Source organism: Lacticaseibacillus mingshuiensis, assembly GCF_016861785.1.
Classification (GTDB): domain Bacteria; phylum Bacillota; class Bacilli; order Lactobacillales; family Lactobacillaceae; genus Lacticaseibacillus; species Lacticaseibacillus mingshuiensis.
In genome coordinates, this window is the sequence record NZ_BOLS01000008.1 from 22564 (window position 1) to 34944 (window position 12381).

Below are 12381 nucleotides of genomic sequence, written 5' to 3' on the forward strand. Positions count from 1 at the left end.
ACTCACTTCTTTTCATAACGGGACGCCGGCACGCCGGCCAGGAGCGGCGACAGGTCCGGGCTGGCCAAAATGGTCAGGCGGTGCATCGCACGGCTGGCGATCGTGTACAGCAATTCGCGTTCGTCTTCCTCGTGGAAATTGGCGGCGTTGACCTGCCACAAGATGACCGCATCAAACTCCAAACCTTTTGCCAGATAAGATGGGACGACAATGTTGCCTGGCACCAGTCGCTGATTTTCAGATTGAATCAGGGTCGCTGGCACGCCGGCCGCCTTGAGTTCTTCGTAGACGGTCTGCGCCTCTTCCAACGTCTTCGCGATGATGGCGCTGGTCTGCTTGGCGTTATCGTCGACTTTGAGCTGATCGATCAGCGCCGTCACCAACTGATTTTCCGTGTCGCGCACGGCGATGGTCGGCAATGGACCCTGGCGATCGAAGGCGTCGATGCGCTGGCCGGAGCGCAAGATGGCCTTGGTGAACTCGGTCACCTGCGCCGTCGAACGATACGACTGGGTCAATTGCACAACGCGGGTCTTCTCGGGATCAAACAGGCGCGAGACGTCCTGGATCAACGTGTGCGAGTCGTCCTTCGTGAAGATCGCCTGGTTGAGGTCGCCCAGCAAGGTGAACTTCGCGCGCGGGAAACTCCCCTTCAGATAAGCCAGCTGATAAGGGGTGTAATCCTGAATCTCGTCGATGAACACATAGCGCATGTCGCGCTCGCCGTGGCGGCCGGTCATCAGATCGTACAGGTGTAAGTATGGCGTGGCATCGACCATCGTCAGGCGGCGATCCTTGAAGGCAGCGATAAACCCAGCGACCTCTTCGTCCCAGGCTTTTTGCGTGAGACCGAAGCTCGCCAGATCCACGAAGTTGCCCGCGTCCTTGAGATACTGCACGTACTGGCCGCGAACGTTGAGAAAATGGTTCCGCGTGATGGCGGTCTGAATCGTCTTGAAGGCGTCGACCACGATCTTGCGCGCGAAGAACTTGTACTCTTCATCAGAATTCTCGAACTCGGTCTTGCCCTCGGATTGCAGCATCCGAATCTGCTCATCCGACAGGTCCTCGACCGCCTGCTGGACCCACTTGGCCTTCATTTCGCTTTCGACACGCCGGTTGAGCATGTTCAAAAGGCGTTCTTTGGTCGCGCTGAGGCGATTGCCGAGATGATAATTCGCGTTATAACTATAGAAGATGTCCGCGATCCGCTTTTTTGAGAAAAAGACGGTATCATTGAATTTTATATCGCGGAACCGCATGCCGCCTTTTTCAAGACTGGCCGCATAGTCTTCCGTCGCCTTGAAAAACGCGAGGCTGCCCTTGAGCTTGGCCACCTTTTTCTGCGCCGGCGAAAGCACCGCCTCAAACTGCGAAAACAGATCCTGCACATCGATGTTCGGTACGCGCCGGGACACATACTGATAGAACGTGAACTGGACCATGTTCTGTTCGCCCAACTCCGGCAACACGTTGCCAATATAATCCGAGAACAGCTGGTTGGGGGAAAACATGATCACCTGGCTCGAATTAAGGTTGCCCCGATAGCGATACAGCAAATAGGCCACGCGCTGTAAGACCGCCGATGTTTTGCCGGAGCCCGCCGCCCCTTGCACGAACAACAAGTCGGCGGTGGTGTCACGAATGATCTGATTTTGCTCGCGCTGAATGGTCGTGACGATGCTCTTCATCTGCGTGTCGGATTTTTCGCCGAGCACTTCCAGCAACATTTGGTCGCCGATCGTTTCGGTGGTATCAAACATCGTGGTGATCTGCCCATTTTCAACGACGAACTGCCGCTTGAGCGAAACATCGACGACTTGCGGGCCGTCCGGCGTTTGGTAGGTCACATGGCCGAGGCCCCCGTCGTAATAGATCGAGCTGATCGGCGCACGCCAGTCGTAGATCAGGAATTTGCCGGCCTTATTGGTGAACGAGCCGAGCCCGATGTAGATGGTCTCCGGTTTTTCCTTGCCTTCCGTGAAGTCGATGCGGGCAAAAAACGGCGAGACCTGCAGGCGCTTGACTGTTTTCAGCTGCTGGGTGGACTGTTGCCAGGCATTGCTGCGCTCATCGAGCATCTGCTGCTGCTGTTGAATGGATGCCGCGGTCTCGATCGATTCAGCATCGTTACTGAAATTGAGGGACATGTCGCTGAAGAAATTCTTGTTCAGCGACTGTTCCTCATTTTTGGTCCGAGCGATCTCGGCGGTCAGCCGTTTGTCGGCCGCCTGCAGCTCGTCCATGATGCCATCAAGGTGTTGTTGTTCGCGCACTTGTTCTTTGGTCAAAACATGGCCCCCTTCAAACGAGAACATGAAAATAATCGTTTTAATATGATACCACGTTTTCAGGGGAAACAACACACTTTGCGCGTTATTTGTCGCGGACTATTTTTGCTTAAAAAGCGGCGTCCAGGCCTCAACCATGTAGCCCACGGCCAAGCCGATCGCCACGCCGAGCAACAGGTGCTTCGTCAAAAGCCCAACCACCAAGCCAATCAAGGTGGTGGTGCCGACGATCACCGAGCGCCGGCTGAAAAATCCTGTTTCCTTCATTAAGCAGACCTCCAATTTACGAGATGTGATGGGCGCAAGATTTAATTTTCGGTATTCTGAGCATAGCATATTAAAAAAGCGGGTGTCAGTCATGTCCAGTTTATCGCTTCTCATCGTTTTGTTTGCGGCGCTGCTCATCCCCATCGTGATGGCGCGCCTGAATATCACCTCGACCCCCACCGCCGTCGCCGAGATCGTGGTCGGCTTGGTGCTGGGCAAAAGTCTGCTCGGGGTGGTCACGGCCAACGCGGTGCTCGATGAGCTCAAAAGCCTCGGTGTGATCGTGTTGATCTTTTTGTCCGGCATGGAGATCGATTTTTCCCTGTTCAAGCCGCAGCCCGCAAGCAAAACTAAACAGCTCGGCCCGGCCAAGATCGCATTGCTGGGTTACGGCGCCGTCATAGTCGCGGCGCTGGGGTTTGCGTGGGTGCTGGACCTGATTGGCCTGTACCACCACATCATTTTCGCCGCCATCGTGTTTTCGACCGTCGCGCTGGGCGTCGTGATCGCGGCGTTGAAGGAAAAAGAGCTGCTCAGCCAGCCCTTTGGCCAAACGATGCTGCTACTTGCGGCGCTGGGGGAAGTCGTGCCGTTGCTGGCGCTGACAGTTTACGCGGAGCTCAACGGCCACGCGAGTCGCTCGGTGTGGCTCCTGTTATTGATCTTCGTCGCCGCGATCGTGCTCTTGCTCCGGTTTCGCAGGCCGTATCAGTGGTTCGCCAAGGTGGATAAAAGCACGACACAGCTGGACATTCGCCTCGCCTTTTTCCTGATCATCACGCTGGTCACCGTGGCCGAAAGTGTCGGCGCGGAAAATATTCTCGGCGCCTTTTTGGCCGGGATGGTGATGAAGCTGCTCCACCCGCGCGAGGAAACGCAGGACAAGCTGACCAGCCTCGGCTACGGCTTTTTCATTCCGATCTTCTTCATCATGACCGGCGCGGCGATCGATCTGAAAACACTGCTGAAGGATCCAACCAGCCTCGCGCTGATTCCGGTGTTGCTGATCGGCTTTTTCGTGGCCAAGGTCGTGCTGGTGCCAGTGCTCCGTTTGCGGTTCAAGCCGCAAAACGCGCTGGCCGGCAGCCTGTTGATCACGACCACGATCACCCTGGTCATTCCGGCCTTGACGGTGGGCAAAACGCTGGGCATCATCACCACCCAGCAAAGCGGCGCCTTCACGCTGGCCGCGGTGATTGCCTGCATTTTGTGCCCGATCTTGTTCAACCGGCTGTTTGTCGCCGAACCGGAAAGCTTCAAGAAGACGGTGGTGCATTTTATCGGCGCCAATCTCCTGACGGTGCCGATCGCCCAACAGCTCGCCAAGGGTCTCTACGACATCACGCTTTTCACCGACGACCCGGCGAAGTACAAGACTTACAATTCCGAAGCCAACGTGAAGCTTCTGCCGAGTTTTTCCCAAGGCGCGCTGCATGAAGCTGGCGCCTATGATGCGGACATTGTGATGCTGGGCTACTTCGACCATGATAAAAATTATGAGCTGGCGCAATGGGCGCTGGCCAACAAAGTCCCGCGGATCATCGCCCGCTTTGAGACAAAAGACGCGACCAGCGACCGGTACGACACACTCAGCAACGCCGGCGTCGAGATCTACAACACATACGAGGCCAACATCGCGGTGCTTCGCAGTCTGATCGAAACGCCGTCGACCCTGCAGATGCTGACGGACACAGAAGCCGGGCTGTACGAGATCACCGTCCGCAACCGCCGCTTCACGGGTCTCGAGCTCAAGAGCCTGCCGTTCATCGACGCGATCACCGTCAGCGCCATCAGACGCGATGGCGAGTTCCTATCGCCGCATGGGGACACCCAGATTCACTTGGGCGATCACCTGTTGTTTACGGGTGGGAAAACCACCATTGCCGAGATTCGCAGCACGTTTGAGAAGGAGAATTAGGAGATGGAAAGGCCCCGTCGCTGTGAATGCGACGGGGCCTTTTTGGTGTGGCGCAACCGTTCGTATATGGGCAGGCTCTCGCTTTTGCATTGAGACATCCCGCGGGCCTTCGCACCCTATCCAGTCGGGCTCCGCGTGGCAGGTCCGAGGCATCTAGTCGTCCTGGTCGCTCGGTGGCAAGGTGCGCCCCCAAGCGTCCAGGCCGCACTAGCTGCTCGGACCTAAACGCCGCGCCACGCACCCTATCTAGTTGGGCTCCGCGTGGCAGGTCCGAGGCATCTAGTCGTCCTGGTCACTCGGTGGCAAGGTACGCCCCCAAGCGCCCAGCCCGCACTAGCTGCTCAGACCTAAACGCCGCGCTACGCACCCTATCGATCTAAGTGCACCGTCCTGGCAATCACTGGCATCACGAACGCGCCGATGGTCATTGAGATCGCTTCGCCGGCCATGATCACGGGGTAGCTTGCCCAAAACGGCATGTGGTACACGATCGCGAGTTGGGCCGCCACGGTGAACATCGAGACGGTGAACAACACGCCCATCACCAGGTATTTTTGCCACCATTTACTGCAATAACCCGCCAGCCACCGGCTCAATAACAGGAAGATCAGGGTGCCGATGGTTCCGACCGGCACGTCGATCACCGCAGTCGGGCTGAAAAAGTTGGCAATAAAAACACCCAGCGTGACTGCGACCACATACCGCTTGTTGTAAAGCGCGGTGTAGTTCAGCATCTCCGAAGCGCGGATCTGCCCGGCACCAAACGAGAACGGCGTGAGCAGGACGGTCACCGCCACGTACAAACTGGCGACGATGGCGACTTGAGTGAGATGCAGCAGTGAGCTGCGTGTTGAGACAGAGTTTTGCATATGAGCTCCTTTGTGGCCGCTTGGGCCATTGAACAACTGCGGTCAAAGGAAAATAAGTCCCGCAGCGGGCCGAGGCCCAGTGACAAATTATTTGGCAAGCCAGCCACCGTCGATTGGCAGCACCGCCCCATGAATATAATCCGCGGCGTCGCTGGCTAAAAACAGGGTCAAGGCGGCCACTTCTTCCGGCTTCGCCCAGCGCTTGGCCGGCGTTTGGTCGGCGACCCAGGCCGCCATCTTGCCGTCCCCGGCGAAATCCGCAGCGTTCATCGGCGTATCGATCGCACCCGGCGCCAAGGCGTTGGCGCGAATGCCCTGGGCCGCATAGTCGAGGTCCAGCTGCTTGGTCAGCCCGATCACCGCGTGCTTGGCCGCTGTGTACGCGACCCCGCCACCGCCTGCGACCAAGCCGGCGATGGAGGCCATGTTAACGAAAACGCCGTGGCCGCGCGCCAGCATGCCTGGCAAGACTGCCTGGCAGATCAGAAACTGACTGGTCAAATCGACTTGGAGAAAATGTTGCCAGTCCGCCAAGCTCGTTTCAAGAAGCGGGCGATAGCCGTCCAGCTGACCGGCCGTGTTGCAGACGATGGTCGGCTGCCACGCCGCGATCGCCGAAGCCGTGGCCGGATCCGCGACATCGCCCTGCAGCGGCTCGACGCCGGCCAACGACACCGGCGCCTGATCAACGGCCAGCACTGCTGCCCCGGCCCGCAAAAACGCCGCAGCCTGCGCCGCCCCGATGCCAGACGCTGCCCCAGTCACAGCGACCCGCTGACCCGTGAAGTCCCACCGAATCTGCGCGTGCGCCTCGCTGGCCGGCATACCAGTGTCCAATCCATGGCCAGCGCATCACAGCCGGTGGGTTCCCAAACGGAATAGCCTTCGCCTTGTACCTTGATCAGAAAATACGGTGTGACCGCGATTGATTCATAGCTTTGCCCGCTGACCAGCGTGATGTATTCCTCACCGCCGCCCCAGCCGCCGCGAACCGCGCGCTGCCCCGCCTTGAGCTTTGGCAACACTTCTTCAAATGTCATGGTATCCCTTCCTTCTGCGCAGTTGCGCTGGCCATAGCGTACCAGAAATCAGAGGATGCGAAAAGAGCGCGGGAAAAATTTTCCTGCGCCCCTTTGACTGAAATAGTTGACCACGTTTGTCATCGGAGAAACGCGACAGAGCCGCGATTCTCAACCCATTTTTTCCATCACCAACTGCCACCGAAGCCGCCTGACGATCCGCCGCCGAAGCTGCCACCAGACGAATCACTGGAACTGCTGCTTGGCGGCGTCTCCGCCCGCGTGTAATCCCGCATCCAAAGCGGAAAGTCGTTATAGCCGGATTGCGCCTTCGTTGGATCATCCAAATGGGCGGCGATGGCGGTAAAGATGTCCGCCGCCTGCGCGTCCAGGCTCATATCGTCGCCCACGCCGCCCAGAAACGCCTGCCAGACCGGGGTCAGCGTATCGCCATCCGTGGCCGGATCATAGGCATTGCCCCACGCGATGAAGGCCGGCTCGTAATGCGCGGCGGTTTCAGTCCGGCGCGAGGCCGCTGCTTGTCCCGCTAGTTCCGCTAATGCATCCAGCGACGTCAGTTGAAGCAGCGCACTGTTGGTCCAGTTGATCAACAGCTGGGAAAAATCATACAGGTAAAAATACGGCAGTGGCGTCTGCATTTTCACTTCAGCCAGCCAACCGGCGCCATGTTCCCGCACATACTCGCCCAACGCGATCTCGACCTGCTTGGCCGGCGACTGGCGCGAAAACATGGGCACGCTGGCTTGGGTCGGGTCGATGTCGATGCCCGCCTTTTGCGCCGCAGCCAACAAAGGCGTGCGTTCAACCAAGTGCGGCGCGGTCAACGCCGCCTGGCCCCGCGTGTGGCCGAAACGCAAGATGGCATGAAGAATCCAGATGACGATCGTGGCCGCCACGACGCCCGGCCAAACATGCGGATCCGCGCCTTCCTGCCGACTGAAATACCAGCTGGCCGGATAGAACATCAAGAGCCACAGGCCGAAGCGCACGACAAAATACAATTGCAGGGGCAGCCATTTGCGCAGTGGCAATTGCACCAGCACGATCAGGCCGCTCAGCAGGAGCCCGATGCCCAGCACCGGCCAATCGCCTGTTCCGACAAGGGTCATGATCACGCCGGCCGCCAGCATCATCACCCGCCAGACCCAGCGATATTTGAAGAAGAAGCCGGCTTGATAGACGAAGAAGGCCACGATCGCCCACACGGCCATCAGCCCGATAAACAGCGGCAGTTTGTACGGATTAAATGCCACCGCGCCGGCCGTGCGAATCAAACTTTTATTTTCAGTCATCACCTTGCCCGTGTTCGAAGCAAACAGCGCAAGGGCCTGATCATCCTTGTTTTTCTTCAACAATTGCGTGAATTGCGGTGTCGCGATGGTGGCGCGGAACGTGTCGTTGATGACACCGGTAACGCCGATGCCAGCCTGAAGCCACCATTTGTGATCCTCAAGCGCGATCACCAAAATAATGCCATTTTTATATTTCGATTGTTGCGCCGGCATTTTGGCCAGTTCGCGCTTCGCCATTTTGTTCAGCGTCTTGTCGCCGCTCGGAGCATAATCCGTCACGATCAGCCGGAATTGCGGCTTGCCCGGAAGCGCCGGCAGGGTCTTCGTGTTCAGCGTGTACAGGGCCGCGCGCGTCTTGAACCCAACGGCGCCTTCGTCATCGGAAAAATAGTTGGCGGTTTCTTGCCATTGGGCCATGGTCAGGCCACTGTCCGGGCCATCCGACGTGATCACGACTTTGTGGTCGTCCGTCACGCTGCCAACGATCGCCTCATTGACCCGGGCGGCCGGCGCCCCGGTGTCCGCAGTGCCGGCCTCAAACACATCGTCGGCGTTGCGCGGCAGATCCGTGCTCATCCACAATTTGCCGGTTTGTGGATTCACGGCATACAGCATCCCCATCGAGGAAAAATGGGGCCACTTATTCGCCGTCATGACCGCATACGCCGAGGCCGCGTCCGTGATCTTGGTGCTGCCGACCACCGCCGCGCCGAGTTCCCCGCCATCTTGCAGGGTCCGCGTGTTATAACTCGTGATCGCCGCTTTCGTTTTTGCCGTGAGCCATGAGGTATCGCCGCGCCACCAGACCATCTTGTCGACCGCCTGAACCGGCCGCGCCGAGGTCACGCCGGCGCCAACGATCAACGCCAGTATCAGAAGCAGCCCCGCCCACCATTTTTTTCGCATCCCAGACCTCCCGTGAAAATACAATAACATCAGTTTAGCATCTGGTGGGTCGCGCGTCTGTCAATTTTCACCCAAACGCGCTTCAGAAAATGGCCAAGGCGCCGCGGCCGGGGAAAAGTGATAAAATGAAGACATTCTAAGGAAATGCGGTGAATGTGATGAAGCAAGGAACGACCATCTTAACGCTCGATAACGGCTATCACTTGTGGACCAACACGCAGGGGCAAGGCGATATCCATCTGCTTTGCTTGCACGGCGGCCCTGGCGGCAACCATGAATACTGGGAGAATTTTGGCGAAGAGCTCGCTGACCTCGGCGTGCAGGTCCACATGTACGACCAGCTCGGCAGTTTTTATTCCGACCAACCGGATTATTCCGATCCGGAAACGGCGGCCAAGTATCTGACGACGGATTATTTCCTGGGTGAAGTTGAAGAAGTTCGGCAAAAGCTTGGGCTGGATCATTTTTACCTGATCGGCCAAAGCTGGGGCGGTGCGCTGACGCAACTGTACGCCCTGAAGTATGGCGAGCATCTCAAGGGCGCGATCATCTCGAGCATGATCGACAACATCGACGAATATGTCGTCCACATCAACCAGGTGCGTGAAGACGCCTTGCCGCCTTCAGCCGTGGCCTACATGAAGCAGATCGAGGCAAGTGGCGACTGGAAGGATCCGCAGTACCAAGCGTATGTCGACGTGCTGAACAAGGGCTATGTCGATCGCAAGCAGCCGCCTGCGATCAGCCATTTGATCGACACCACTGGCACCGCGGTCTACAACGCGTTCCAAGGCGATAACGAATTCGTTGTCACCGGTAAGCTCAAGGACTGGGATATCCGCGACCAGATTCACAACATCACCGTGCCGACGCTTCTGACATTTGGCGAGCACGAAACGATGCCGGTTGCCTCTGCTCAGCGCATGGCCGAAGTGATTCCGCATGCGCGCCTGGTCACCACCCCAAATGGCGGGCACCATCACATGATCGACAACGCCCCTGTTTATTTCGACCATCTCAAGCAATTCATCACCGATGTCGAAAACGGCACCTTCAACGATTGATTCAAAAAGCCGAGCAGCGATGCTCGACTTTTTTTCTGCTGAGGGCATCGACACGCAGATCCGGCTCCTGCACTGAGACGGATTGTTCTATAATGGAAGCAACACGACTTCTTACAAGGGGGCCATCTAAATGAAAAAAGCGCTCATTGCGCTGCCATTGGCGCTGCTTCTGGTCAGTGCCGCCGGTTGCTCGACCAGCAGCAAAGACACGACCAGTCGCGCGAAGAGCTCTACCAGCGCGGTCAAAAAAGCGAAAGCAAGCAGCTCGAGCGAGGCGTCAAGCAGCGACGCAAGCAAAACGTCCAGCACCAAAAAGGCGGAAGAAGCCAGCAGCCAACCCGCCACGCCGGCCGAACAGTTCAGCAGTTTGAACACTAATATTGGCGCGGTCCTGCCGGGGTCACTGCTGCCGACCGATTTTGCCTTCACCGCCAAGCAATGGGTCAATGCGACGACCACCGGCACCATTCGCAACTACACGATCAGCTACAGCGAAGGCAAGCAGGCGCTGGCCCTGAACGACGCGAGCCTGCAATCTGCCAAGGCAGTGCTCAAGCTGACGAAAAAGACGTACACCAGCGTCAATGCCGCGCAGGATGACATCAATTATCATCCCGTTCAAAGCGGCCTGCCGACTGTCGCACTGGGCGATGGCATCACAGGCGTTCGCGAAGGGGCGGCCGGCACAAGTTACGTGACCTGGGCAGAGGGCAACTGGTCGATCACCGTCAGTGCCTCCAACGTTGCGAAGCAAGATCCCCTGCCGCTGGCGAAAAAGGCGGTCGCGTATTTTGCCGATCACGCACTGCCCGTTCCGGATGGGCCGGCTTCCGTTCAGCTGGTGGCCGCCGATTCGGATGATCTCAGCAATGTGATTCAGTGGCGCAAAGGTGCGGTGGGCTACACCGCAAGCGGGACGGATGCGATGAAACTGTTGCAGGCAGCCGTGTCGATCCAGTAGGCCGATTTTTCGATTCAATGACCCGTTCGTTTCAATGGAGGAAACAAATGAAAACAGTGACGGTATACCTCGTGCGCCATGGCAAGACGTGGTTCAACACGTTCAATCGGATGCAGGGTTGGAGCGACTCGCCTCTGACCGAAGACGGCATCGCAGACGCAAAGCGCGCGGGTCAGGTCCTGCGCAACATCACATTCACCCATGCGTATTCCAGCGATACGATGCGTGCACAAAACACGGCCAAGACCATTCTTGAGGCCAATTTGAACTCCGCCGTGCCGCTGACCGTCACGCCATTTTTCCGCGAGCAATTCTATGGCTATTACGAAGGCCAGGATTCGGCTGAAAGTTGGTACGCAGTTGGCGCGCCGCATGGGGCCCCGAGCCTGAAAGCCATCATCGATCAATACGGCGTGGATGCCAGCAAGGACTTCATGCACGACGCCGATCCATTCGGCGCCGCGGAAGATGCGATCACGTACTGGACGCGCCTGCAAAAAGGATTCAAGCTACTGCGGGCAGACAACCAAAATGGCGACAATGTGTTGCTGGTCACACACGGCACGACGATTCGCAGTATCGTCGATAAATTCGGCAAGGCGGACGGCTTCAAGGTCACCGACTCGCCGAAAAACGGATCGATCTCACGCATCGCGTTGACCGATGAAGGCATCAAGGTGCTCAGCTTCAACCAACTGAAACTGGAGCCGGGACTGCTGAAGTAAAACGGAATGAAAAAAAGACATGTCCGCGCGCATCGTTTTGATGAGTGGGGCATGTCATTTTTTTATGTTGATCTTTGATCCTGTACGGAAAAATGCGGGCTGACGTTAGCGACCAAGTTAGCCGCTCAGACCTGAACGCCCCGCTCCGCACCCTTATTCTTCCAGTGCCGCTTTGATTCGGTCGAGGTTGCGCGCCAGTGCCTTGCGTTCATCTGCTGGGACGGCGGCGCGGACTTTGTCTTCTAAGTCGCTGAAGATGGTGGTGATCTGGTCGATCAGCTTTTGGCCGGCCGGGGCGATGTACAACTGCTTCACGCGCTCATTTTCCGCTGGTACTTCGCGTCTGAGGTAGCCGGCCTGAACCAGGCTCTTCAACATATTCGTCACCGTCGCGTCTTGGCGACCCAGATAATGGGCCGCCTCTTTTTGTAGACAGCCGGGGTGTGCCGCAACAAATTGCAACAAGCGCGCCTGCTGGACGTTCAGGTGCAGTGCCTTGAGCTGCTCATGAATCAAGCTTGCCTCTGCGACCACGGTCTCATGCAGGCGGTCGGATAAATTCTGTGGATCGTTCGTCTTCATCATCTCATCACTTTCCATCGATTTCTACTAACAGTATAGCCATTAAAGAGTTGTCATTCAAAGTAAACCTGGCTAGAAAGATACTTGTGTTTTTAATTTTTAGCATTGACAACAATCGCATTGAAAACTAAACTAGGTCTCGTTAACTGTTGTATTAACAAGCTTATAAATTGGAGTGATCGTGATGTTGAACCTTGAAGAAACAGCGCTTTACGACAGTTTTTCCGCTGGAGAGAGTCCCTACAACGACGCCATTGTGACCGTCACCGGCACCGTCTCGTATGTTGGCCCAGATTCATATGGGCTCCCCTGCGTCGAATTTGGCGACGTCGCAACCGGCACCGCGCGGGTCGCCTGCGTGATCGGCGACACCGGCCTAGCGATTGGCGAGCGCGCGGCGATCATTGGCCATGTCGAGGGCTTCACGCAAGGCATGGTCGTCCTGAAGCACTGTCAACTTGGCTAA

12 protein-coding genes are annotated in these 12381 nt (G+C 57.3%); 5 read left to right on the top strand and 7 right to left on the bottom strand.

Going from position 1 to position 12381, the window contains the following annotated elements; genetic code table 11:
- Window positions 1-2: 2 nt before the first annotated feature.
- Together helD and JUE67_RS06315 are read right to left on the bottom strand one after the other, a co-directional pair.
- Complete coding sequence (helD, locus tag JUE67_RS06310; protein WP_203626407.1) at window positions 3-2318, bottom strand: RNA polymerase recycling motor HelD; 2316 nt, start codon at window positions 2316-2318, stop codon at window positions 3-5.
- 72 nt (window positions 2319-2390) lie between these two features.
- Window positions 2391-2558, bottom strand: a complete 168-nt coding sequence (locus JUE67_RS06315) for a Tat pathway signal protein (RefSeq protein WP_203626406.1) — start codon at window positions 2556-2558, stop codon at window positions 2391-2393.
- Between the two features lie 91 nt (window positions 2559-2649).
- Between JUE67_RS06315 and JUE67_RS06320 the strand changes: the two genes are divergently transcribed.
- The gene (locus tag JUE67_RS06320; RefSeq protein WP_203626405.1) at window positions 2650-4476 is read left to right on the top strand and encodes a monovalent cation:proton antiporter family protein; all 1827 of its coding nucleotides are present in this window, start codon (window positions 2650-2652) and stop codon (window positions 4474-4476) included.
- Window positions 4477-4844: 368 nt separating this feature from the next.
- Here the strand turns inward: JUE67_RS06320 and JUE67_RS06325 are convergent, their stop codons facing one another.
- From JUE67_RS06325 to JUE67_RS06340, 4 genes are all read right to left on the bottom strand, one after another.
- Window positions 4845-5345 (bottom strand): QueT transporter family protein, encoded by a 501-nt coding sequence (locus JUE67_RS06325; protein WP_203626404.1) that lies wholly within the window; start codon window positions 5343-5345, stop codon window positions 4845-4847.
- An 87-nt stretch (window positions 5346-5432) separates the two neighbouring features.
- Window positions 5433-6170 (bottom strand): 3-oxoacyl-ACP reductase, encoded by a 738-nt coding sequence (locus tag JUE67_RS06330; RefSeq protein WP_203626434.1) that lies wholly within the window; start codon window positions 6168-6170, stop codon window positions 5433-5435.
- Entirely contained in the window at window positions 6107-6385 is a 279-nt protein-coding gene (locus JUE67_RS06335; protein WP_203626403.1) for a DUF2829 domain-containing protein, read from the bottom strand. The genes JUE67_RS06330 and JUE67_RS06335 overlap by 64 nt, the downstream gene beginning before the upstream one ends.
- Window positions 6386-6552: 167 nt before the next feature.
- Window positions 6553-8583: a TPM domain-containing protein gene (locus tag JUE67_RS06340; protein ID WP_203626402.1), complete on the bottom strand. Its 2031-nt coding sequence runs from the start codon at window positions 8581-8583 to the stop codon at window positions 6553-6555.
- A 158-nt stretch (window positions 8584-8741) separates the two neighbouring features.
- Between JUE67_RS06340 and JUE67_RS06345 the strand changes: the two genes are divergently transcribed.
- The 3 genes from JUE67_RS06345 to JUE67_RS06355 all read left to right on the top strand — a co-directional run bounded on the left by JUE67_RS06345 (window position 8742) and on the right by JUE67_RS06355 (window position 11333).
- A complete protein-coding gene (locus tag JUE67_RS06345; RefSeq protein WP_203626401.1) occupies window positions 8742-9647 on the top strand; it encodes a proline-specific peptidase family protein in 906 nt (301 codons plus the stop codon).
- Between the two features lie 130 nt (window positions 9648-9777).
- Window positions 9778-10608 carry a hypothetical protein gene (locus JUE67_RS06350; protein ID WP_203626400.1) on the top strand — a complete coding sequence of 277 codons (831 nt, stop codon included), beginning with the start codon at window positions 9778-9780 and terminating at the stop codon, window positions 10606-10608.
- A 47-nt stretch (window positions 10609-10655) separates the two neighbouring features.
- Window positions 10656-11333, top strand: coding sequence for a histidine phosphatase family protein (locus JUE67_RS06355; protein ID WP_203626399.1), 678 nt, complete (start codon window positions 10656-10658; stop codon window positions 11331-11333).
- Between the two features lie 153 nt (window positions 11334-11486).
- On the opposite strand, the gene JUE67_RS06360 is transcribed toward JUE67_RS06355, so the two are convergent.
- Window positions 11487-11933, bottom strand: a complete 447-nt coding sequence (locus JUE67_RS06360; RefSeq protein WP_203637074.1) for a MarR family winged helix-turn-helix transcriptional regulator — start codon at window positions 11931-11933, stop codon at window positions 11487-11489.
- Between the two features lie 166 nt (window positions 11934-12099).
- Here JUE67_RS06360 and JUE67_RS06365 point away from each other — a divergent pair, with 166 nt between their 5' ends.
- Entirely contained in the window at window positions 12100-12381 is a 282-nt protein-coding gene (locus tag JUE67_RS06365; RefSeq protein WP_203626397.1) for an OB-fold protein, read from the top strand.

Bases quoted from the DNA above. Each gene is read 5' to 3' on its own strand.
- helD (WP_203626407.1), bottom strand. From the start codon at position 2,318: ATGTTCTCGTTTGAAGGGGGCCATGTTTTGACCAAAGAACAAGTGCGC.
- JUE67_RS06315 (WP_203626406.1), bottom strand. From the start codon at position 2,558: ATGAAGGAAACAGGATTTTTCAGCCGGCGCTCGGTGATCGTCGGCACC.
- JUE67_RS06320 (WP_203626405.1), top strand. From the start codon at position 2,650: ATGTCCAGTTTATCGCTTCTCATCGTTTTGTTTGCGGCGCTGCTCATC.
- JUE67_RS06325 (WP_203626404.1), bottom strand. From the start codon at position 5,345: ATGCAAAACTCTGTCTCAACACGCAGCTCACTGCTGCATCTCACTCAA.
- JUE67_RS06330 (WP_203626434.1), bottom strand. From the start codon at position 6,170: ATGCCGGCCAGCGAGGCGCACGCGCAGATTCGGTGGGACTTCACGGGT.
- JUE67_RS06335 (WP_203626403.1), bottom strand. From the start codon at position 6,385: ATGACATTTGAAGAAGTGTTGCCAAAGCTCAAGGCGGGGCAGCGCGCG.
- JUE67_RS06340 (WP_203626402.1), bottom strand. From the start codon at position 8,583: ATGCGAAAAAAATGGTGGGCGGGGCTGCTTCTGATACTGGCGTTGATC.
- JUE67_RS06345 (WP_203626401.1), top strand. From the start codon at position 8,742: ATGAAGCAAGGAACGACCATCTTAACGCTCGATAACGGCTATCACTTG.
- JUE67_RS06350 (WP_203626400.1), top strand. From the start codon at position 9,778: ATGAAAAAAGCGCTCATTGCGCTGCCATTGGCGCTGCTTCTGGTCAGT.
- JUE67_RS06355 (WP_203626399.1), top strand. From the start codon at position 10,656: ATGAAAACAGTGACGGTATACCTCGTGCGCCATGGCAAGACGTGGTTC.
- JUE67_RS06360 (WP_203637074.1), bottom strand. From the start codon at position 11,933: ATGGAAAGTGATGAGATGATGAAGACGAACGATCCACAGAATTTATCC.
- JUE67_RS06365 (WP_203626397.1), top strand. From the start codon at position 12,100: ATGTTGAACCTTGAAGAAACAGCGCTTTACGACAGTTTTTCCGCTGGA.